We start from the raw sequence: 21973 nt of genomic DNA on the forward strand, positions 1-21973 counted from the left end.
TGAATCAGCCGGTCGCGCCGGCTCGGTCGGCGAGCAGCCCGGCGAGCACGTCCAGGTCCACGCCGGTCAGGCTCTCCACCTGGTGTACGCCTGCCGTGTCGGGCAGAGGCGTCTCCGGTACGGCAAGCACCGCCGCGCCGGACGCGAGCGCGCTTGCCACACCGGTCGCCGAGTCCTCGATCGCCACGCACCGCTCGATCGGTACGTCGAGCAGTCGAGCCGCCGTCAGGTACGGCTCGGGGTGCGGCTTGGCGGCCACCACCTCGTCGCCGCAGACCACAGCGTCGAAGTTGTCCCGACCGAGGGTGTCCAGGGCGATCTCGACAAGCGCACGGCCGCTGGAGGTGACGAGCGCCGTGGGGATGCCCGCCGCGCGGACCGCGCCCAGCAGGGCGAACGCGCCCGGCTGCCAGCGCAGCCCGGTGCGGAACAGCTCCAGGATCCGGGCGTTGATCCACGCCGCGCTGATCTCCGCGTCCCGCTCGGGCTGGCCCAGGTCGTCGTGCAGGATGCGCATCGACTCGGCCATGCTGGTGCCGGTGATCGACCGCCGGCCGTCCTCGGAAAGCTCACCGCCGTACTCCCGGGCCAACTCCTGGAGCGCGACGTCCCACAGCTTCTCGCTGTCGACGAGCGTGCCGTCCATGTCGAAGAGCACTGCGGCGGGGTGATGGCTGCTCAGCGGGTCCTCCAGGGTCGTGGGCGACATCGGCGATCCTGCCAGGGTCGGTCACGACCGGTGCCGGCGACGGACGCCGAGGTGACCCGGTTAACGCCGCTTTGCCGGGCTGGACACCCGATCAACCGAGGTCGCAGGCCTTCAGCGAACGCTCGTATCCCCGGAAGAACGAGTCGGTGCGCTGCTCGGAGGTGCCGTGCGAGCCCTCGGCGAACCACGGCTGGTCGGGGTCGTCACCGACCGCCGCCACTCCTTCCCGGAACTCCTCCAGGTCGCCTTCGGCCAGGGTCAGCGCACCGGAGCGCACCGAGTCGCCGAGGTACGCGCCGGCCATGCAGTCGGCCTGCAACTCCTGCTGGATGGTGAAGCTGTAGTTGATCCCGAGCCGCACCTGGATGCCGTGCGCGTACTCGTGCCCGAGCAGGTAGAACACGAACGCGTCACCGACCTGGCGGAACGCCGCCACCGACCAGTTGACGTCGTACGCGATGAAGTCGCCCCGCGAGCAGTAGACGGCGTTGTTGCGGGGCAACGGCTGGCCGCCGCAGGACACCTCGCCCTCCCGCTGGTACGGGATGATCCGCCGGATCGGCTCGAACCGCTGCCCGGACGCCTTGAACTGGGCGGCCCAGTAGCGCTCGGCGACCGCCTGCGCGTCGGCGACGTCCTGCTCGAACTCGGCCACGCTCGTGGTGCTGTCGGCCCGGGTGGTGTCCGCCCCCGGCGACGCCGGGGACTGGCCCGGCGCGGGGCGCTCCGCCTGCGGCTCGGTCAACCCACCGCCGGCGCAGGCGAGCGACACCAGCGCGGCGACCACCAGAGCGGCCAACGCGCCTCGGGCGTCGCGTCCTGATCGTGCCCCCACTGCGCCTCCCCAGGTCGTCGGTGTCGCGCTGGGCAATACCCCGACGACACGACCGCCAAGCCCGTCACCAGTTACACGAGCGGCACGGGCAGACGGTTCACGACCCTGCGCACGCTGCATCCCACGGACGCCTGACGCCTGCCACCGGCAGGCACAATGGACCGCCTGTTCAGCCGCTGGAATCGCGGCCGCGCTGCCAGGTGTCGCCCTGGCCGCCGTGCCGCTCGGCCTCGTACCGCTGCTGCCGAGCCCGGGCGTCCCGCCCAGCCGCACGGTCGTCGTCCCCGATCCCACCGGCGTTACGCCCCGCCAGACGACAACCCCGTACGCCGCGCCAGCGACAACCGCGAGAACCCCGACCACCACCCACACGGTCTCCACGAGGCCAACCTAATCCCCCCACGACCACCCCTGCGGTCCCCTGATCATGAGGTTGTCGGCATCTTCCCCGGCGTGTCGGAACGGCAACCGCATGGTCAACAAATCGGATGGGGCGAGCGTGTCCGGGGACCGGGTCTGAGGTTCGACGTTTCCTGTGACGGACGCCGGGCCCCCGCCCGGAACAGGAGGAGGCAAACACGATGAAGTACATGATTCTGCTCTACGGGTCGCAGCGGGACTACGACGTGCTGGCGGGTCGGGCCTCCGACCGGCCGGCGATGTCGGCCGAGCAGGTCGCGGCCATGCACAAGCACATGGAGACGTTCCATCAGACGCTCGCCGAGTCCGGGGAACTCGTCGACGCCCGAGGGCTCAGCGAGCCGGTGCACGCCCGCCGGGTGCAGGTGCGCGACGGCGCGCCGGTGGTCACCGACGGTCCGTACCCGGAGACGCAGGAGGTCCTCGCGGGCTACACGGTCGTGGAGTGCGCCAGCTTCGACCGGGCCACCGAGATCGCCGCCGGCCTTGTCGACCCCGGCACCCCCGGCGCGTACGTGGACGTGCGGCCGGTGCTCGACGGCGTCGAGGACCTGGGCGGCTGACCGGTGCCGGAAACACCCGTCGAGGACCTGCTGCGCAGCCTGGCGCCGCAGGTCCTCGGCGCGCTCGTCCGCCGCTTCGGGCACTTCGACACCGCCGAGGACGCGGTGCAGGAGGCGCTGATCGCGGCGGCGGACGGGTGGCCGCGCGACGGCGTACCGGAGAATCCGCGCGGCTGGCTCATCACCGTGGCGTCGCGGCGGCTTACCGACCTGTTGCGTCGTGACCAGGCCCGGATCCGGCGGGAGGACACGGTGGCGCGGTGGACGCCGCCGGAGCGGTGGCTGGCGCCGCCCGCCGACCGGCCGCCGGAGGACGCCGACGACACGCTCATCCTGCTGTTCCTGTGCTGCCATCCGGCGCTCACACCTGCCTCGCAGATCGCGCTCACGCTGCGGGCCGTGGGTGGTCTGAGCACCGCCGAGGTGGCGCGCGCGTTCCTGGTGCCGGAGGCGACGATGACCCGGCGGATCAGCCGGGGCAAGCAGCGGATCCGCGACAGCGGGCTGCGCTTCGCACCGCCGATCGGCGCAGAGCGCGCCGACCGGCTCGCCGCCGTGCTGCACGTCCTCTATCTGATCTTCACCGAGGGGTACGCGCGCACCGCCGGCCCCGGTTTGCTGCGTGCCGACCTGACCGCCGAGGCGATCCGGCTGGCCCGTCTGGTGCACCGGCTGCTGCCCGACGACCCTGAGGTCCTGGGGCTGCTGGCGTTGATGCTGCTCACCGATGCCCGCGCACCCGCTCGCACCGGCCCGCACGGCGAGTTGGTGCCGATGGCGGAGCAGGACCGCAGCCGGTGGCGGGCCGATCAGATCGCCGAGGGGGTCGCCCTGATCACCGAGGCGCTACCGCGCGGGGTCGTCGGACCGTACCAGCTGCAGGCGGCCATCGCTGCGGTGCACGACGAGGCGCCGAACGCGGCAGCCACCGACTGGGCGCAGATCACCGCCCTGTACGAGGTGCTGCTCGGCCTCGCCGACAACCCGGTCGTGGCGCTCAACCACGCGGTGGCGGTGGCGATGAGCACTGGCGCGCGGGCCGGCCTGGCGCTCCTGGCCGGGTTGGCCGGCGACGCCCGGTTGGCCGACGATCCGCGGCTGCCTGCCGCCCGCGCGCACCTGTGGGAGTCCGAGGGTGATCGGGTCGCGGCGCGCGAGGCGTACCGGCTGGCGGCGGCGCTGTCGACGAACCTTGCCCAGCAGCGCTACCTGAACGCCCGCGCGGACCGCCTCGCCGACGATCCGCCGGCAGAGACGGACGGAGGGGTTCCTGGCTGAGCAACCGGGAACCCCTCCGTGAACGAGGCGGGATCAGGGGCTGGCGGCAAGGAAGACGAAGGCGGCCAGCAGCACCAGGTGCACGCCACCCTGCAACACGTTGGCCCGGCCCGGGACCACTGTCAGGACCGCTGTCACAGCGGTGAGCGCGAGCAGGACGAGTTGGGTGCCGCCGAGGCCGAGCAGCAGCGGCCCGTCCAGCCAGATCGAGGCGATCGCGATGGCCGGGATGGTCAGGCCGATGCTTGCCATCGCGGAGCCGAGCGCCAGGTTGAGGCTGATCTGGACGCGGTCGCGGCGGGCGGCGCGGCCGGCGGCCAGTGTCTCCGGCAGCAGCACCAGCAGCGCGATGATCACGCCGACGAACGCGTGCGGCAGGTTCGCCCCCGCCACGGCGGCCTCGATGGTCGGTGAGACGGTCTTGGCGTCGCCGACCACCGCTACCAGTGCCACAAGCAGCAGGCCGAGGCTGACCAGCGCCGCGCGGTTCGTGGGCGGCTTGGCGTGCTCCTCCGTCTCGATGACCTTGCCCCGGCTGTCGACCGGCAGGAAGTAGTCGCGGTGCCGGCCGGTCTGCACGAGCACGAACAGCCCGTACAGGGCCAGTGAGGCGACGGCGGCGAAGGCGAGCTGGGCCGGGCTGAACTCCGGGCCCGGCCGGGCCGTGGTGAAGGTCGGGATGACAAGGCTCAGGGTGGCCAGGGTGATCACGGTGGCCAGCGCCCCGCCGGTGCCCTCCGGGTTGAACACGGCCACCCGTCGGCGGAGTGCTCCGAGCAGCAGCGACAGGCCGAGTATGCCGTTACAGGTGATCATGACGGCGGCGAAGACGGTGTCCCGGGCGAGCGACTGCGTCTTCTCCGGCCCGCTGATCATCAACGTGACGATCAGTGCGACCTCGATGACGGTGACCGCGACGGCGAGCACCAGTGACCCGTACGGCTCTCCCACCCGGTGCGCGACCACCTCGGCGTGGTGCACGGCCGCGAGCACCGCACCGCCCAGCAGCGCCGCCACCACCACCACGATGGGGCCGGAAAGTTCTCGTCCCCAGGTCACGACCAGCATGAGCACCGCGAGCACAGGCACGGCGACAGTCCAGTCGGACATGCGGAATCGGAGCAGGGCTGCTGGCATACGTTCAAGAGTGCCAGGTCAGGTGATCATGTCGCCACCATCGACGGGAGCGACTGGGAGTGTTGGAAATCTCCACAGAAATTATGCGTAACCGATGGGTTACACTTTCCGGGTGGACGAGGTGGCCGCCGCGATCGCGGACCCGGTGCGGCGACGCATCCTGACCCTGCTGCGCGACGCGCCGCTGCCCGCGGGCGAGATCGCCACGCAGTTCGCCATCAGCCGACCCGCTATCAGCCGCCACCTGCGCGTGCTGCGCGAGTGCGGACTGGTCCGCGACGACCTTGTCGGCCGCAGGAGGATCTACCGGCTCGACACCGGCCCGCTCGCCGAACTGCTCGACTGGCTCGCCGATCTCGCCACGCCCGCGCCGTGGGAGCGGCACCTCGACGCGCTGGAGACCGAGGTCTATCGCACCCGCCGAGAGAGCCGCGCCCGCGGCCCGGCGGAGCACCGAAGGGAGCACACGGCATGACCCGCACACCAGGCGGACGCCTGTTCCGCACCGCCACCGGCCATGATCTCGTCCTCACCCGCACGTTCCGCGCACCGGTGGCGGACGTGTGGGCCAGCCTGACCGAGCCGCAACGCACCGCCCGCTGGTTCGGCCCCTGGGAGGGCGACGCCGCGCCGGGCCGGACCATCCGGGTCCAGATGGCGTACGAGGAGGAGCAGCCCTGGTGCGAGGTCCGCATCGAGGAGTGCGAACCACAGCGACACCTCGCCGTGTCGATGGTCGACAGCTACGGCGCCTGGCTGCTGGACATGGCGTTGGCCGAGACCGACGGCACCACCCAGCTGCGGTTCACCCAGCACCTCACCACCCTCGACGGCGTCGCCGAGACGGGTGCGGGATGGGAGTACTACCTCGACATGCTCGTCGCCTCCCGGGACGGCTCGCCCCGGCCGGCCTTCGACGACTACCACCCGGCCATGCGGTCCTACTACCAGGCGCTGGCCGCCGCCCCGGCCACACCCGCCACACCGGACCCGGTGCGCGCCGCTGATCAGGGCTTGACACCCTGATCCGATGCGATCCACCGACCACCTCGCCACCAGCCGCTACGCGCGGATGCGCTGGAACACGCCGCTGTCGGAGGAGCACGCGGCCCTGCTGCTGCGACGACTCGACGTCCGGCCCGGTGCGCGCGTACTCGATCTCGGGTGTGGTTGGGGTGAGCTGCTGCTCAGGGCCGTCGCCGCCGGTGGTGTGGCCGGCCCGGTCGCGACGAGGGGGGTCGGCGTCGACACCGACGAGGCCGCCCTCGCCCGGGGGCGCGCACTCGCCGCCGGTCGGTCGCTGAACCGGCACGTCGCCTTCGTGATGGGGGAAGCGGCCGCCTGGCACGAGCCGGCCGACCGGGTCCTGTGCATCGGCTCGGCGCACGCCTTCGGCGGCACCGGCGCTGCCCTCGACGCGTTGGCCAAGGTGGTCCGGCCGGGCGGTCGGCTGCTGTTCGGCACCGCCTACTGGCAACGCGACCCCACGGCGGCGGCCGAGCAGATCTTCGGCGCGGACATCACGGACCTCGCGGGCCTCGTCGAGACCGCCCGGGGGCGGGGCTGGCGGATGCTGCACGTGAGCACCGCCGATCAGCGGGAGTGGGACGACTTCGAGTCCACCTGGCTCGCGGGCCGGCAGGAGTGGCTGCTGACGTACCCGCAGGATCCCCGCGCGGCGCAGGTCCGCGCCGAACTCGACGACCGGCTACGCCAGTACGTCGGCGACTACCGCGGCGTCGTCGGCCTCGCGTACCTCGTCCTGGGTCACTGACCCTCTGTCGTTGACCCCGGTGGCTACGCTGCGCGGGGTGAGCGGCCGACCTCGCCTCGCCCTGCACTGGCGGGTCCTCGTCGTGTTCACCGGCGCGGTGCTGGTGTGGCTGTTCCTCCATCACGACGCCCTGCTCGGCCGTGACTACAGCCGCACGACCCACGTCGTCCGGGCCGTCCTCACGACGGCGCTCGTCGTACCCCTTGTGGTGGCCGCCCGGCGTCTGCTGGACCGGCGTCCGTGGGCCGGGCTCGGGCTGCCCTCGCTGCGGGCCGGCTGGCGACGCCTGCTGCTCGGTATGGCCTGCTGGCTCGTCCCGGCCGCCGTCGGGCTCGCGCTCTGCCTCGGCCTCGGCTGGGTCGAGATCAGCCTACGGACGTCACTGGGCGACGCCGTGCGCGTGGCGGCCCTGCTTGTCGTGCTCGTCTTCCTGTACGAGGCGCTGCCGGAGGAACTGGTCTTCCGTGGCTACCTGCAACACTCCCTCGCCACCCGGTTGCCGGCCTGGCAGGCGGCTGTCGGGCAGGCCGCGCTGTTCACCGCGTTCGGGTTCCTCGTCGGAGCCGCCCGGTCGCCCGACCGGCTGCTGCTCTTCTTCGTCTTCGCGCTGCTGCTGGGTGGCTTCCGCGCCGCGACCGGCGACATCTGGGCGGGCATCGGCTTCCACGTCGCCTTCCAGACCGTCGCCCAACTGTTCGGGGACGTGGGCGGCGTCTTCGACGTGCGGGGCGCCGACGTCCTGGGCGGCGTCGCGATGGGGGCCATACCGTTCGCTGTCGGGTGGACCGTCGTACGGCACCTCTACCGGGACCGCCTGGACTGGCGTGCCGTCCGCCCGGAGGCCGATTCCTGACGCTTCTCGTTCGCTGTCGGATTCCAACCCGTGGACGCCGCCAGGCGAGCGCTTGACGACGCTCATACATCAGAGGTTTACTGCCTCAGCGACGACAATCGATATACTGTGAACGCTCACAATGGTCGCTCGGAGCCGTCGGCTGGCTCCACGCGCGCCATTCGGGCACCACCACACCACCTCGGCCGAGCATCGGCGGCTTGGCTTCCGCACCACCGCCACCCTGGCCCTGGCGTGCCCGCGGGCACATCCGGGGTCGCTGCTCAGCAGAGGAGCACAAGCATGCGTTCCCGTCCCCGTGTGTTGGCACTCATCACCGGCCTGGCCGTGATGCTGGCCAGCCTCGTCGCCCTTCCGGCCCCGGCCTCGGCCGCACCCCTGACAAAGGTCCTGGTGTTCAGCAAGACCGCCGGGTTCCGCCACTCGTCCATCCCCACCGGCATCGCGGCCATCCAGCAGCTCGGCGCGGGCAACGGGTTCACAGTGACCTCCACCGAGGACGCCGGCCAGTTCACCACCTCCAACCTGGCCCAGTACCAGGCGGTGGTCTTCCTGTCGACGACCGGTGACGTCCTCAACGCCAGCCAGCAGTCGGCGTTCGAGGCGTACATCGCCGCCGGCGGCGGATACGTCGGTGTGCACGCCGCCGCCGACACCGAATACAGCTGGCCCTGGTACGGCGGGCTGGTGGGGGCGTACTTCGACTCGCACCCGGCGATCCAGACCGCGACGGTACGGATCGAGGACCGGACGAACCCGTCGACCGCCCACCTCGGCGACACCTGGGTCCGCTCCGACGAGTGGTACAACTACCGCACCAACCCCCGGTCGAGCGTGCGGGTACTCGCCAGCCTCGACGAGTCGTCCTACAGCGGCGGCAACATGAGCGGCGACCACCCGATCACCTGGTGCAAGGCGTACGGCGGCGGACGGGCCTGGTACACGGGTCTCGGCCACACCGAGGCGTCCTACAGCGACCCGAACTTCACCCAGATGCTGCTCGGCGGCCTGCGCGTCGCCGCGGGCGCGGTCACGGCGGACTGCTCGCCGCGCACCACCACTCCGCCGCCTCCGCCCAGCGGATCGAGCCTGCGGGCACGGGCCAACAACCAGTACGTCAGCGCGCCGAACTCCACCACCGCGCTGATCGCCAACCGCAGCGCCATCGGCACCAGCGAGCGGTTCGACCTGGTCGACCTGGGCAACGGCAACGTCGCGCTGCGCGCCAAGAGCAACGGGCAGTTCGTGGCCGCCGAGAACGCCGGCGCCGCCGCGCTGATCGCCAACCGGGCCAGCGCCGGTGCGTGGGAGACGTTCCAGCTCGTGCGCAACTCCGACGGCACTGTGAGCCTGCGGGCCACCGTCAACAACAGGTACGTCGCCGCCGAGAACGCGGGCGCGTCCGCGCTTATCGCCAACCGGACCTCGATCGGCCAGTGGGAGAAGTTCGACCTCGTCACCGGCTGACCCCACCCCCGGTTCGCCTCTCACCACCCCCACCCGGCCGTGGTGCGCCCCCGCACGCCCGGCCCTGGTCGTCGAGGAAGGACGATCATGCTCTCGTACCCCCGGCGCTGGCCCCGGGCCCTCGTCGCGGCGTTCACCGCCGCCGCGGGCGTGCTCCTGGCCGTTGCCGCACCAACCCCCGCCCAGGCGGTGGTGATCCCCGCCTCCGACTACCAGCAGGTCAAGCTCGCCACCGGCTCGGCGGAGCTCGGTGAGGCCATGTCCCTGGCCGTCCTGCCCAACCGCTCGGTGCTGCACACCGCCCGCAACGGCGTCCTGCGGGTGACCGACGTGGCAGGCAACACAAAGGTCTCCGGGACGCTGTCGGTCTACACCCACGACGAGGAGGGGTTGCAGGGCGTCGCCGTCGACCCCAACTTCGCCACCAACCGGTGGATCTACCTCTACTACTCCCCCACGTTGAGCACGCCGTCCGGGGACGCCCCCACCACCGGCTCGCAGTCGGACTGGGACAGGTGGAAGGGGCACCTGCGGTTGTCCCGGTTCACCCTCAACACCGACGACACGCTCAACATGGGCAGCGAGAGGATCGTGCTCCAGGTCGCCAACGACCGTGGGCAGTGCTGCCACGTCGGTGGTGACCTGGACTTCGACGCCGCCGGCAACCTGTATCTGACCACCGGCGACGACACCAACCCGTTCGAGTCGTCCGGCTACGCGCCGCTTGACGAGCGGACCAACCGCAACCCGCAGTTCGACGCCCAGCGCACGGCGGCCAACACCAACGACCTGCGGGGCAAGCTGCTGCGGATCAAACCGCAGGCCGACGGCACGTACACGATCCCGTCGGGCAACCTGTTCGCGCCCGGGACTGCCAACACCCGCCCCGAGATCTACGCGATGGGCCTGCGCAACCCGTTCCGGATGAGCGTCGACAAGGCCACCGGCGTCGTCTACCTCGGCGACTACGGCCCGGACGCCGGGTCCACGAACTCCAGCCGGGGCCCCCAGGGTCAGGTCGAGTTCAACCGGATCACGGCGCCCGGCAACTACGGCTGGCCGTACTGCACGGGCACCAACACGAGCACGGAAACATACAACGAATACACGTTCCCGTCCGGGCCGTCGCAGTCCAAGTACAACTGCACGGGCGGGCCGACGAACAACTCGTTCCGCAACACCGGCCTCACCACGCTGCCCGCGGCGAAGCCGGCCTGGATCAAGTACGCCGGAGACTCCGGGTCACCGTCGGAGTTCGGCAGCGGCTCGGAGTCCCCGATGGGCGGGCCGGTCTACCGGTACGACGCGTCGCTCAACTCCAGCATCAAGTTCCCCGCGTCGCTGAACGGGCAGTTCTTCGCCGGCGAGTACGGCCGCCGCTGGATCAAGGCCATCGCCGTCAACTCCGACGGCTCCCGTGGCGAAATCTCCAACTTCCCGTGGAGCGGCACGCAGGTCATGGACATGGCCTTCGGCCCGGACGGCGCCCTGTACGTGCTGGACTACGGCACCGGCTCGAACAACCAGGCGCTGTTCCGGATCGAGTACATCGGCGGCGGCAACCGCAACCCGATCGCTGTCGCCTCGGCGAACCCGACCTCCGGGCCGAGCCCTCTGACAATCAACTTCTCGTCGGCGGGTAGCTCCGACCCCGAGGGTGGGGCGCTGAGCTACCTGTGGACCTTCGGCGACGGCACCACGTCGACGGCGGCGAACCCTACGAAGACGTACACCACTAACGGCACGTACAGCCCCACACTGAAGGTCACCGACCCGACCGGTCTGTCCGGCACGGCGAGCCTTGTCGTCACGGTGGGCAACACCGCTCCGACGGTGTCGCTGACTCTGCCCGCCGACGGGCAGCTGTTCAGCTTCGGTGACACGGTGCCGTACCAGATCTCGGTGAGCGACCCGCAGGACGGGACGATCGACTGCGCCCGGGTGAGCCTCACCTACGCGCTGGGCCACGACAGCCACGCCCACCAGATCACCTCGAAGAACGGGTGCAGCGGCACGATCACCGTACCCACGGACGGTGAGCACGACGCGGCGGCAAACATCTACGGCGTCTTCGACGCCGCCTACACCGACAACGGCGCGCTCACCACGCACAGCATCAAGACCCTGCAGCCGAAACACCGCCAGGGTGAGCACTTCGGCGCCCAGTCGGGTGTCCAGGTCACCGAGCACACGAGCGCCGAGGGTGGCCGCACCGCCGGGTTCATCGAGAACAACGACTGGATCTCGTACCAGCCGTACAACCTGTCCAATGCGACGCGCTTCACCGTGCGGGCGTCGTCGGCGGGTGCCGGCGGCACCATCGAGGTCCGTGCCGGATCGGCGACCGGCACACTGCTGGGCACCGTCACGGTGCCGGTGACCGGCAACTGGGAGACCTTCACCGAGGTGTCCGGCGCCATCACCAACCCGCCCGCCTCGACGACCACGTTGTACCTGGTCTTCAAGGGTGGGTCCGGCTACCTGTTCGACGTCGACGCGTTCACCTTCACCACGGGCACCACTGGCGGCACCGCCGGGATCAGCCTGCGGGCGCAGGTCAACAACCAGTACGTGTCGGCGGTCGGCACCACCGCGCTGATCGCCAACAAGGCCACAGTCGGGTCGACCGAGCAATTCGACAGGGTGGACGCCGGCAACGGCACCATCGCCCTGCGGTCCCGCGCGAGCGGCCTGTACGTCTGCGCCGAGAACGCGGGCACCGAACCACTTGTCGCCAACCGCACGACGATCGGCGCGTGGGAGACGTTCCAGCTCATCACCAACACCGACGGGACTGTCAGCCTTCGCGCCACCGTCAACAACCAGATCGTGGCCGCCGAGAACGCCGGAGCGGGCTCGTTGATCGCCAACCGCGCGTCGGTCGGCTCCTGGGAGAGGTTCATCCTGACCGGCTAGGAGCGCGTGGGTCCGGCCTGGACACTGTCCAGGCCGGACCCACGCCGCGGCGCTCAGCTCTGCTGCGGAATGTCAGTCGTGTACGCCAGCTCGCGACCCGCCTCGACGTCGGCGGTCAGCGAGTCGATCCGGGCCCTGGCCAGAGAGTAGGAATCCGAACCGAGCAGCTGGTGCAACGGCGCCTCACCCGAGGCAGCCACCTCGATGATGGCTGTCGCGGCCCGCACCGGGTCACCGAGCTGGGTGCCGGGCATCGCCAGGTGCGCCTCGGTCATCTCCCGGATCGACTCGTAGCCGGCCACCGTCCCCGACGGCAGGCCGAGCGACTCCGTACGCAGGAAGTCGGTCCGCATGTAGCCCGGCTCCACGAGGTTGACCCGCACACCGAACCCGCCGACCTCCGCGGCCAGCGACTCGGTGAGCCCCTCCACTGCGTACTTTCCGGCGCAGTAGAGGCCCCAGCCCGGAAACGAGGTCAGGCCGAGGATCGAGGAGACGTTGATGATGTGTCCGCTGCTTTGCTCGCGCAGGTGCGGCAGCACGGCACGGAGGACGTTCCAGAGTCCGAAGATCTGCACGTCGAACATCTGTCGGGCGTCGGCGTCGGTGACCTCCTCGACGGCGGCGAGATAGCCGTAGCCGGCGTTGTTCACGACGACGTCGATCGCGCCGAACCGCTCGACGGTCGAGCCGATCGCCGCCGCGACCGCCGACTCGTCGGTGAGGCTCACCTCGATCGGCAGCAGCCGGGACCGGTCCACGGAGGCCAGGGCCGCGTCGAGACGCTCGGCCGACCTTGTCGTCGCCGCGACGTTGTCGCCCCGCTCGAGGAGCTGCTTGACCAACTCCAGGCCGAGCCCACGGGAGGTGCCCGTGACGAACCAGGTGGCGGGTCGGGTGGTGGGGTAGGCCATCGAAGTTCTCCTTGTGACTGGTGTGGCAGCTTGTGAAGCGCTGAGCACTGCGGGAACGCATTTCATGCTGCTGCGGGGCGGGGGGCTCGGACACCCCTGGCCGGGCCCAGCCGTACCGGGGAATGCCGTGCCCACCCAGCACCTGGGCGTTCGCCGCGACGCGCGCGATGATTGACGGCATGGTGCGACGGACAGAGCTGGGAGACTTCCTGCGGAAGTGCCGCGCCGACACGACGCCGGAGGCGGCGGGATTCGTCGAGCAGTCCGGCAGGCGCGTCCGCGGCCTGCGCCGGGAGGAGGTGGCGCAGCTCGCCGGGGTGAGCGTCGACTACTACACCCGCCTCGAACAGGGCCGGCACACGAGCCCCTCGGAGGCGGTCCTCGACGCGTTGGGGCGGGTGTTCCGGCTTGAGGCCGCCGCCCGGGCCCACCTCGCCGACCTGGCCCGGCCGGCCCGGCACCGCACCGGGGACGTGCCGGGGCAGCGGGTACGGCCCGCCATGCACCAGCTGATCGCCTCGATGGTCGACCACCCGGCGTTCATCGTCGGCCGCCGCACCGACGTCCTCGCGTCGAACCTGCTGGCGCGCACCCTGCTCACCGACTGGCCCCGACTGCCGCCCCGCGAACGCAACTACACCCGGTGGGTCCTCCTCGACCCCGCCGCCCGCGAGGTCTACACCGACTGGGCGACAGTGGCGGCCGACGTCGTGGGCACCCTGCGCCTCTACGCCGGCCGCTTCCCCGACGACCCTCAGCTCAACGAACTCGTCGGCGAGCTGACAATCAAGAGCCCGCAGTTCCGCACCTGGTGGGACAACCACCGGGTGCACGAGCGGACCCACGGCACCAAACACATGATCCACCCCGCCGTGGGACCCATCACCATCCGGTACGAGGCGCTGACGCTGCCGGGCGACGACGACCAGACCCTCTTCGTCTACAACACCGATCCCGGCAGCAGCTCACACGACAACATGCGCCTGCTCGCGCTCTGGACGACGCAGAACACGGCGGCGGACGAGGAGCGGAACCAGCGCCTCCACCGGTAACCGACCGCAGCGACCACGATGACTGCTTGACAACCACCCGTATCCAGAGTGGACGATGCATCGTGCGGATTCTCGTGGTGGGTGGCAGCGGTCTGATCGGCGCGCATGTCGTGGAGGTCCTGCGCGAGCGGGGCCACGCCGCGACCACTGTGGCGCGTACCGCCCGCCCGGGTGTCGACCACCTTGTCGACGTGGACGCCGCCTCGGTCGACGACCTGCGCCCGCTGCTCGCCGACCACGACGGCGTCGTCTACGCCACCCGCACCGACGAGCAACGACCGCTGCCGAAGCCGATCTATCCGCAGTTCCGCCACGACAACGTCGAGCCGGTCGTGCGCCTGTTCACCGCCGCGCGCCTGGAGGGCCTCACCCGAGGGGTCGTCATGGGCTCGTACTACACCTGTTTCGACAGGTTGCATCCGCAGTGGCGGCTCGCCGAGCGGCACACGTACATCCGGTGCCGGGTGGAACAGGCCCGGGAAGGACGGGAAGCCGCGGGCACCGATCTGCCGGTCGCCGTCCTCGAACTGCCGTTCGTCTTCGGCCGCGCCGGTGACCGGCTGCCCAACTGGGCCGGGCCGCTGGACCGGTGGGCGCGCTCGCGTACACCTCTGGTCGCCCCCACCGGCGGAACCGCCGCAGCCTCGGCGCGCAGCGTCGCCGAGGTCACGGTGGATGCCCTGGAGGCGGCCAGCGGCGACGACATCCCGGTGGCCGACGAGAACCTGACCTGGGACGACATGCTCGGCCGCATCGCCGCGGCGGTGGGTCGACCTCGTCGGGTTTCGCGGATGCCGTCCGGCGCGGCGAAGGCCGCCCTGCGCCTCGGCGGCGCGCTCCAGGCCCTCGGTCGCAAGGAGTCGGGCATCAACCCGACCTACCTCGCCGACCTCCTGCTCGCCGAGTTGTTCATCGAGCCGACGACCGGCCGACCGCTGGGTCGGGCCCTGCGCGAGACATTCGGCGAGGGTGCCGCCTAGCCTGGCGGCGCGCCCTCAGGCAGCGGCGTCCCGCTCCAGGTGCTGGTAGGCGGTGCGGATAACCGAGTCCAGCCGTTCCCGGGCCTCGGCGAGGTCGCTCAATTGGCGGTCGATGCGGTTCCGCTCGGCCGTGAGCCTGGCGATCATGTCGGGCGTGGCGCTGCCGGTGTAGACGCACGGGAGCAGTTCGAGGATGTCCCGGCTCGACAGGCCGGCGGCGTAGAGCTGCTGGATGAGGTTCACCCGCTCCACCGCTGCCGCGCCGTAGTGTCGCTGCCCGCTCGCGCTGCGCTCGGCCTGCAACAGGCCCTGCTCCTCGTAGTACCGCAGGGCGCGCACGCTGACCCCGGATCGCTCCGCCACCTCGCCGATGCGCACAATCACCCCTTTCGGTACGTCCCACCGCGCCGGTTCCTGCCTCTGACGTCACCGTCAGCAACGACAGTAGCGCCGGCCCACCCCCGCCGACGTGTGACCCGGACCACTCGATGTTGCCTCTGACGTCAACGTCAGCAAATAGCGTCGCCAGTCGTCAACACACATGAAGGAGAGCGACGATGAGCCGCGCATTTGGCTACCACGCATTCGGTGGCCCCGAGGTCCAGCAGTACTTCGATCGACCCGACCCGAAGCCCGCCGACAACGAGATCCTCATCCGGGTCCGGGCAGCCGGGGTGGCACGCCTCGACCACCTGCTCCGCGACGGCGCCGTCCCGGCGCTCAACGGGCACGTACCGTTCCCGCAGGTGATGGGGATGGAGGCCGCCGGCGACGTTCTCGCGGTCGGGGCCGGCGTCACCGATCTCAAGGTGGGCGACGCGGTGTTCGGGTTCGCGCTCAGCGGCGCCGGCACGTACGCCGAGACGACAGTCCTGCCGGCGGAGAACGCGGCCCGCAAGCCGGAGTCGTTGCCCTACGAGTGGGCGGCGACAGTACCGGTTTCCGGCACGACAGCCCTCGACGGGCTCGACCGGCTCGACCTGCCGGCAGGCTCGACACTGCTGATCAACGGTGTCGGTGGCAGCACCGGCCTCGCCACCGCGCAGCTTGCCCGAGCACGGGGACTGACTGTCATCGGAACGGGCAGCGACAGCAAGCGGGCGGTGGCCGAGGCGCTCGGCGTCACCTTCGCCAGCTACACCGCCGGCGACATTCCGGGACAGGTGCGGGCGCTCGCGCCGTCCGGTGTCGACGGGCTGTTCGACCTCGTCGGCGGCGACTCGCTGCGCTCGGTCGCCGGGCTGGTGAAGGATGCCAAGTACCTGCTGTCGGCCGCGGACTACACGGTGAGTGAGCTGGGTGGCGAGTTCGTGGACCGTCGGCTCGGCAGAACGTCGCTTGAGGCTGTCGCCGCGCTGATGGTGGACGGCACCATCGATCCGCACATCACACGGACGTTCACCTTCGACCAGAGCGCGGAGGCGGTGGCGGCCGTGGAGACCGGCCACACCACCGGCAAGCTGGTCATCGCCCTCGGGTGAGATCCCCGACGGTCACCGGCGGGGTGGCACGGACGACGCGCGCCGCCCCGCCGACGGTCGTCGCCTGGGACTACGCCGCCCGCCACCGCTTCTTGGAGTCCGTCGCGGTGGTCGTACACACCATCGGCTTACCGGTCTTCGTCACCCCACGCGCTCCCTGCTTGGAGCAGAACGACCCGGGATGCACTGTTGCCACCGATGGCGGTTTCGGTTTCGCCGTCGTGGGCTTCGGCTTCGGCGCTGCCGTCGTCGCCTTCGGCTTGGGTGCTGCCGTCGTCGTCTTCGGCTTGGGCTTGGTGGTCGTCGGCTTCACGATCGGCCGAGGTGTCGGCTCACCACTGGTGTCCTGCGGGCCCGGTGTCGGGCTCGACGCGGCAGGCTCTGGGATCGTCGACGGCGGCGCGTCCGGGGTGGCGCTCGCGTCCTCCGCGAGACGGTCGCTGGCCGTCGGAGCGGTCTGTGTGGCCGCCGCAGTGGGCTTCTTGTCACTGTCGTCGGTGGTGAGCGCCCCGATGGTGCCGACGCCGCAGCACAGTAAGACCGAGATCGCGGCGGCGATACCAACGGCACCGAGATTGCCGATCTTCTTTTTCGCCGGGTAAGTGGTCACCTCCGGGAGTGTGCTGGGCGAGGTGAGCCGGCGGCACCGCTGATCGGGGGCAGTTGAACTCCAACGACCCACAGCCGGGCCACAGCAGGAGCACAGCAGAGGAGCCGGTCGTCGATATGTGCCGGCTGGCCGTCCACCTTGGAACATCGATGCGGGTGGTCACCGATGGACGTACCGACGCGCACCCGACCGAACGGACGGGCGAACCGACACGACAAGATCAACCGTTCGGGGGGATCGAGACTTTCTCGCGTCCCCTACCGTCGCTATCTATGACCTACCCGTACCAGGTGCCCCCGCCACCACCCAAGCGACGGACGCTGCGGACCGTGCTGATCGTCGTAGGCGTGGTCGTCGTGCTGTGCTGCGCCGGCGTCGGCACCGGCGGCTTCTTTCTGTTCAAGGGCCTCAAAGCCGCAACCGATCCGGCTCGACAGGCCGCCGAGTCGTTCGTGAGCGACCTGGAGGCCGGCGACGCGGCGGCGGCGTACGAGCTGTTGTGCACCGACACGCGCAGAAGCTTCACGAAGGACGCATTCGTCCGGGGCGTCGCCAGACAGCCACAGATCCAGAGCCACAAGGTCAACGGCGTCAACGTGTCGACAGTCAACGGGCGCACCTCGGGGACCGTGAGCATGGCCCTGAAGCTTGACAGCGGCTTCACCGACCGGCGCGCGATCCCGCTGGTGAAGGAGGACGGCGCCTGGAAGGTCTGCGGCCAACCGTACTGACCAGCAGGTGCATGGCTGCCAACTCACCTTCGTCACGACTATTCGCATGTACAGGTCCCCACCACCGTGCGGCGGTTCGCCGCTCAGCCTGCCGGTCGGACGTCGGTCGACGGCACGTGGCGGCGGGGCAACGCGGACGCCGTGAGTGCGAGCAGCGCCGCGCCCGCCCCCACCACGAATAGTGGCGCCAGAGCTGGTTGCCCGAGCCACTCCCACATGGGGTGCCAGGACGGGTGCGGCTCGTCCGTGTGATGCCTCAGCGTGGACGGGCCAGCAAGGAGGATCGGTGCCCACCACGTGACGGCGGCAAGTCCGAACAGAACAGCGGTGAGCACGCGCAGCGTCCGGCCGCGATTCTCGGTGCGGCGGCTGGCCCACCCGAACATCAACCAGGCCACCACCATCCCGAGCAGGAAGCCTGCGACGCCGAAGGGCTTGACCGCTCCCGGGGCCGCCCGCGTCAACTCGGCGTAGACGTATGTCTCGTCACTGTGGTCGGTCACCCCCGGCTTCGGCGGAGGCGACAGGGAACTGCCAAGCGATATGTCGAGATTCAGTACGTCGTCCTCCCGCCACGCGGCGAAGACCGCGCTCCTGGGCAGCTTCGATTCGTCGCAGCTGGTGCACTCCACCCTGTTGCGGGTGATCACGTCCGAGACACGCCATCCGTTGTCGCGTAGCCACGCTCGGCTGGACTCGACAAGGGCCTGGGGGGCCACCCGCGACGGGCCGCTCAGGCCCACCATGGCGCGACCCTGCTGGTACTCACCGGCGTCGGGCGAGAACAGGACGTGCAGGTTGTCGGAGCCGAGCGGCTGCCCGTAGATGACGAACAACGCCGGGTCCACTCCGACGCGACCAGTCGTGTCCTGACCCAGTACGCCACTGAACAGCTCCGTCGCCTCGGCCGCGCTGGGTAACGGACGGGCGGTCTCCCACCCGAGGCGGCTGGCGAAGGCACCACCGAACAGTCCCCACACGATCGCGGTCAAGGCGGCCCACACCACCACGCTGCGGCTGTTCGGTCGCCCCAGTCGGCACCGCATTCCGTGGCGGAACAGGTTGGCGGTCTCGCGGATTGTCGGTCGGGTCCGACCCGGCGGGGCGAGATCGAGGAATGTCGCAACGATCTCCTCACCGCGGGCCCGTCGAAACTGGCGTGGATAGCCCAGCAGCAGCCTGCGATAGCGGCGCGCGAGCCTTCCCCGTGTGCGCGACATGGAGTCTCCTTGGTGACGTCGACTTACGCCGGGCGCGGGCGGGCGATGCGCAGTTTGCGCTCCGCCGCCGTGGCGAGTGACCGCAGACGGGCGGTCTCCGCGTCGAGCACAGCCAGCCCGTCCGAGGTCAACCGGTAGTACCGGCGGAGACGCCCATCGGCGATCTCTTCTCGGTCTCGTACGACAAGGCCCTGCGAAGCCAGACGGTCCAACGCGGTGTAGAGCGTCCCCGGGAGCAACGTCACCCGGTTCGCCGACAGCACCGCCACCTCCTGAATGATCCCGTAGCCGTGTCGTGGCTGGTCGGCCAGTGCGGTCAGGACCAGGAAGCTCGGCTCTCGCATCTCGCTCACGCCGACAACATATATCGATGATCAATGCATGACAAGCGCGTCGTACGCGATCAGGCGGCGTGGCATTGGTTCAGCCGAGAGACCTGGTTGGCGGTGGTTCCTCCAACGGCGGGAACCCACGACGATCATTCCCCCACCCACCGCGATCAACCCGCCGGCTACCCGCGAGCGACGTGGCTGTCGGTCGATCGAGGCGAAGAACAACTTCCTCAGGCATGTCCCGCACCCTACGGCTACCTGACGGCCAGCTACGTCCGACGGCCGTTCACGGCCCGGAGTGTCGGCTCGGCGGCTCAGGCCGGGCTGAACTGGATGAGGACCGACGCGGTCGGCAGCTCGTCCGGAGCGGGTGGCGCCTCGGTGCGCCAGGCCAGCCGTACGCTCCATTGGCGGCCCGGCGGAAGGCGGTAGGCGTCGGCGATGCCTCCGGCCGTGCCGCTGGAGAATCCGAGGATGCCCGACTCGAAGACCACCTCGAGCACGTGGCTGCGGTCCCAGTCGGCCGGATCGAAGTCGGCCGGCCCGTCCCAGGTCTCCAGCCGGGTGTCGCTACCCAGCACCACGGAGTCGTCGATGTTCTCGACGAGCACGTAGCCCGGCGTCGAGCTGACCCATTGATCGAGCTCGTGCGGTGAGGGCGGAACGTCGCGCCGGTCGTTGCTGTCGTCGATCATCGCGAACAGTCGATAGTCGACATCGACGTACAGCTCGGTGTGCTCGACCAGCGCCGCCATGCTGACCCCTCCCCGCTCGGTCGACTACGAGGGTAGCGATCTCCCACCGACCGTGAGTGTCCGCATACTTACTCATCCTTGCATCGACCGGCATCGTTGACTGAACTACTCCCACATCACCTATCCACGGGGGAGTTGCGCTGATGCGACGATGGTTCCTGCCTGTCACAATCCTGGCGTCGATGCTCGTGGGCCTGATCCCGGGTTCTCCGGCCCACGCCGAGCCGAGCCCGGACCAGACGACCCGCAAGCTCGTTGCGTACGTCATCTCCGACCCTGATCTCATCGAGCATCCCGAGCGGGTGAGCGAGGAGTTCCGCAAGAACCTGAACCTCGATAACCTCGGCGTCAAGCCGGCGACCGCCGACGGGCCCTCGGAGTCGACCAGGGCGCGGCCGCGAGCCGCGGCCGCCGGTCCCGAGAGCTACGTGGTGGACTCCGGGCGTTTCCCGCGCGGGTCGCTGCCGGACGACGTGTACGACTACGCGACGCGCGAGCAGTGCGAGGAGCACAGCGACGAGGCCAAGCGCGAGCAGGGCTGGATCAAGAACCGGTATTCCTACTGCCAGAGCCACATGGTGTACATCGGGGCGGTCGAGTGCGGGCTGTTCCCGCCGTCGTGCCGGTTGAGCGGGGAGTACCTCTCGCAGAACATGCTGCGCGGCGAGGGCAAGCAGGGCGGCCACATCAACGACCCGAGCAAACTGCGGTGGGCAAGCTTCACTCTCGAGGTCGAGGTGCTGTGGGCCCGGGGGGTGTTCTCGGCGCCGACGGCGAAAATGAAAGCCGCCATCGAGTGCGACGGCGGCTATCGCGACCCCGTCTTCGACGTCGACGACGACTACGCGTGCTTCCCGGGGCCGGACGACGACACCGAGAAGACGATCCCGGGCTGGCGGGCCAACAACTACGCCTTCTTCGAGCTGATGTCCGATGCCCGTGAGCCGGCCGCGGCGAACGGCGAGCAGATCGCGACGGGCGTGTTCCACATCGAGTACGACTTCGACCTGCCGGGCTGGTACTTCCAGTTCGTCGACACGGAAAGCGAAGAAGGTGGGATGCGCTTCGACAGCGCGTGGTATCTGAGCAGCGCCCGTGCCCGACAGCTCGGATCGGTCTTCGACCGCGCCGTCCCGGGCATCTTCCTCAGCACGACCGACCCGGCTGTCAAGGGCGCCGCCGTGCACATCGAGGAGGCCCGCGCGAACCCGCCGGCCAGTTGGCCGCCCAACCCGAACAAGGTCCTGCCTGGGGCGACCGCGAGCGACCCGCTGCACCGGATCCCGCGCGCCAAGAGCGCCGAGCACCGGTTCCGCGCGGACCGCAACCGGACCGTCTCCACCAACACCTGCGCCCGCACTTCGATGCCGCCACCGCCGGACGACCCGACCGTTCCCAACTGGGACTGCGACGAGTACCCGATCGCGGCCACGTACGAGGGCTCGGCCGGACCGGAGTTCCACGACGAGGACCTCGAGCGCGGTCGGCCGGTGCAGCTGCCGGACAACTACTCCGTCCGGTTCGTCGCCCGCGCCGAGAACCAGGAGGCCGGCGGCCGCATCGGCATCTGGATGGAGAACGACAGGCTCCTGGACTACGACAACTTGTTCATCCCGGTCGGCGACGGCAACGTCAGCAATCCCCCGCCCGACAACCCCGACGTTGACGACTCGCCGGTGGTCAGCGCCGGTCCCGACCGCCGCGGCAACGAGGGCAGCCCGGTCGGCTTGAACGGCTCCGCCCGCGACGACGGCGGCGCCCCGAGCACCCGGTGGTCGTACACCGCCGGTTCCGACGTGGACGCGGGCGCTACCTGCGCCTTCGAGGACGCCGGCACGCCGGTCACGACGATCAGCTGCACCGACGACGGCACCTTCACCGTCACGCTCACCGCCGACGACGGCGTCAACGGAGCGGTCAGCGACAGCGCGACGGTCACGCTGAGC

21 protein-coding genes and 1 pseudogene are annotated in these 21973 nt (G+C 70.2%); 14 read left to right on the forward strand and 8 right to left on the reverse strand.

All coding sequences use genetic code 11. The features are described from left to right. Nucleotides 1–4 precede the first annotated feature (4 nt). Together ADK66_RS30220 and ADK66_RS30225 are read right to left on the reverse strand one after the other, a co-directional pair. On the reverse strand, nt 5–658 hold the full coding sequence (locus tag ADK66_RS30220; protein WP_053661450.1) for an HAD family phosphatase: 654 nt from the start codon (nt 656–658) through the stop codon (nt 5–7). A gap of 142 nt (nt 659–800) precedes the next feature. Then, entirely contained in the window at nt 801–1544 is a 744-nt protein-coding gene (locus ADK66_RS30225) for a neutral zinc metallopeptidase (RefSeq protein WP_053661362.1), read from the reverse strand. 581 nt (nt 1545–2125) lie between these two features. Between ADK66_RS30225 and ADK66_RS30230 the strand changes: the two genes are divergently transcribed. Continuing rightward, nucleotides 2126–2527, forward strand: coding sequence for a YciI family protein (locus ADK66_RS30230; RefSeq protein ID WP_053661364.1), 402 nt, complete (start codon nt 2126–2128; stop codon nt 2525–2527). Between the two features lie 3 nt (nt 2528–2530). After that, nucleotides 2531–3805, forward strand: coding sequence for an RNA polymerase sigma factor (locus ADK66_RS30235; protein ID WP_053661366.1), 1275 nt, complete (start codon nt 2531–2533; stop codon nt 3803–3805). A 33-nt stretch (nt 3806–3838) separates the two neighbouring features. On the opposite strand, the gene ADK66_RS30240 is transcribed toward ADK66_RS30235, so the two are convergent. Then, the gene (locus tag ADK66_RS30240) at nt 3839–4942 is read right to left on the reverse strand and encodes a calcium:proton antiporter (protein WP_197281690.1); all 1104 of its coding nucleotides are present in this window, start codon (nt 4940–4942) and stop codon (nt 3839–3841) included. 94 nt (nt 4943–5036) lie between these two features. Here ADK66_RS30240 and ADK66_RS30245 point away from each other — a divergent pair, with 94 nt between their 5' ends. The 6 genes from ADK66_RS30245 to ADK66_RS30270 all read left to right on the forward strand — a co-directional run bounded on the left by ADK66_RS30245 (nt 5037) and on the right by ADK66_RS30270 (nt 11952). After that, nucleotides 5037–5417 carry a metalloregulator ArsR/SmtB family transcription factor gene (locus ADK66_RS30245; RefSeq protein WP_053661368.1) on the forward strand — a complete coding sequence of 127 codons (381 nt, stop codon included), beginning with the start codon at nt 5037–5039 and terminating at the stop codon, nt 5415–5417. After that, nucleotides 5414–5968: an SRPBCC family protein gene (locus ADK66_RS30250; RefSeq protein ID WP_053661370.1), complete on the forward strand. Its 555-nt coding sequence runs from the start codon at nt 5414–5416 to the stop codon at nt 5966–5968. Before ADK66_RS30245 ends, ADK66_RS30250 begins: the two co-directional genes overlap by 4 nt. 4 nt (nt 5969–5972) lie before the next feature. After that, nucleotides 5973–6716, forward strand: coding sequence for a cyclopropane-fatty-acyl-phospholipid synthase family protein (locus tag ADK66_RS30255; protein ID WP_053661372.1), 744 nt, complete (start codon nt 5973–5975; stop codon nt 6714–6716). A gap of 37 nt (nt 6717–6753) precedes the next feature. Continuing rightward, complete coding sequence (locus ADK66_RS30260; RefSeq protein ID WP_053661374.1) at nt 6754–7569, forward strand: CPBP family intramembrane glutamic endopeptidase; 816 nt, start codon at nt 6754–6756, stop codon at nt 7567–7569. A 282-nt stretch (nt 7570–7851) separates the two neighbouring features. Continuing rightward, nucleotides 7852–9036: a ThuA domain-containing protein gene (locus tag ADK66_RS30265; RefSeq protein ID WP_053661376.1), complete on the forward strand. Its 1185-nt coding sequence runs from the start codon at nt 7852–7854 to the stop codon at nt 9034–9036. Between the two features lie 87 nt (nt 9037–9123). Then, nucleotides 9124–11952, forward strand: a complete 2829-nt coding sequence (locus ADK66_RS30270; RefSeq protein WP_053661378.1) for a PQQ-dependent sugar dehydrogenase — start codon at nt 9124–9126, stop codon at nt 11950–11952. Between the two features lie 53 nt (nt 11953–12005). Here ADK66_RS30270 and ADK66_RS30275 read toward each other — a convergent pair whose 3' ends face one another. Further along, on the reverse strand, nt 12006–12866 hold the full coding sequence (locus tag ADK66_RS30275) for an SDR family NAD(P)-dependent oxidoreductase (RefSeq protein WP_053661380.1): 861 nt from the start codon (nt 12864–12866) through the stop codon (nt 12006–12008). A gap of 179 nt (nt 12867–13045) precedes the next feature. On the opposite strand from ADK66_RS30275, the gene ADK66_RS30280 reads away from it, so the two are divergent. Both ADK66_RS30280 and ADK66_RS30285 read left to right on the forward strand, forming a co-directional pair. Further along, nucleotides 13046–13918 carry a helix-turn-helix transcriptional regulator gene (locus ADK66_RS30280; protein WP_053661382.1) on the forward strand — a complete coding sequence of 291 codons (873 nt, stop codon included), beginning with the start codon at nt 13046–13048 and terminating at the stop codon, nt 13916–13918. Nucleotides 13919–13944: 26 nt separating this feature from the next. Next, nucleotides 13945–14898 carry an NAD(P)H-binding protein gene (locus ADK66_RS30285; RefSeq protein WP_209273236.1) on the forward strand — a complete coding sequence of 318 codons (954 nt, stop codon included), beginning with the start codon at nt 13945–13947 and terminating at the stop codon, nt 14896–14898. A 15-nt stretch (nt 14899–14913) separates the two neighbouring features. On the opposite strand, the gene ADK66_RS30290 is transcribed toward ADK66_RS30285, so the two are convergent. Further along, a complete protein-coding gene (locus tag ADK66_RS30290) occupies nt 14914–15276 on the reverse strand; it encodes a MerR family transcriptional regulator (RefSeq protein ID WP_053661386.1) in 363 nt (120 codons plus the stop codon). Nucleotides 15277–15455: 179 nt separating this feature from the next. Here ADK66_RS30290 and ADK66_RS30295 point away from each other — a divergent pair, with 179 nt between their 5' ends. The 3 genes from ADK66_RS30295 to ADK66_RS32060 all read left to right on the forward strand — a co-directional run bounded on the left by ADK66_RS30295 (nt 15456) and on the right by ADK66_RS32060 (nt 17720). Continuing rightward, complete coding sequence (locus ADK66_RS30295; RefSeq protein ID WP_053661388.1) at nt 15456–16379, forward strand: NADP-dependent oxidoreductase; 924 nt, start codon at nt 15456–15458, stop codon at nt 16377–16379. Continuing rightward, nucleotides 16376–16981, forward strand: coding sequence for a hypothetical protein (locus ADK66_RS30300; RefSeq protein ID WP_157553095.1), 606 nt, complete (start codon nt 16376–16378; stop codon nt 16979–16981). Before ADK66_RS30295 ends, ADK66_RS30300 begins: the two co-directional genes overlap by 4 nt. Nucleotides 16982–17336: 355 nt before the next feature. After that, nucleotides 17337–17720 carry a DUF4878 domain-containing protein gene (locus ADK66_RS32060; RefSeq protein ID WP_167943798.1) on the forward strand — a complete coding sequence of 128 codons (384 nt, stop codon included), beginning with the start codon at nt 17337–17339 and terminating at the stop codon, nt 17718–17720. An 83-nt stretch (nt 17721–17803) separates the two neighbouring features. Here ADK66_RS32060 and ADK66_RS30310 read toward each other — a convergent pair whose 3' ends face one another. The 3 genes from ADK66_RS30310 to ADK66_RS30320 all read right to left on the reverse strand — a co-directional run bounded on the left by ADK66_RS30310 (nt 17804) and on the right by ADK66_RS30320 (nt 20027). Beyond that, entirely contained in the window at nt 17804–18940 is a 1137-nt protein-coding gene (locus tag ADK66_RS30310; protein WP_053661394.1) for a hypothetical protein, read from the reverse strand. Nucleotides 18941–18963: 23 nt separating this feature from the next. Next, a complete protein-coding gene (locus ADK66_RS30315) occupies nt 18964–19284 on the reverse strand; it encodes a PadR family transcriptional regulator (protein ID WP_053661454.1) in 321 nt (106 codons plus the stop codon). A 302-nt stretch (nt 19285–19586) separates the two neighbouring features. Next, a complete protein-coding gene (locus tag ADK66_RS30320; RefSeq protein ID WP_053661396.1) occupies nt 19587–20027 on the reverse strand; it encodes a hypothetical protein in 441 nt (146 codons plus the stop codon). A gap of 143 nt (nt 20028–20170) precedes the next feature. Between ADK66_RS30320 and ADK66_RS30325 the strand changes: the two are divergent. Continuing rightward, a pseudogene (locus tag ADK66_RS30325) lies at nt 20171–21973 on the forward strand (PKD domain-containing protein); the annotation flags it as partial.

This window comes from Micromonospora sp. NRRL B-16802 (assembly GCF_001279555.1).
Classification (GTDB): domain Bacteria; phylum Actinomycetota; class Actinomycetes; order Mycobacteriales; family Micromonosporaceae; genus Micromonospora; species Micromonospora profundi.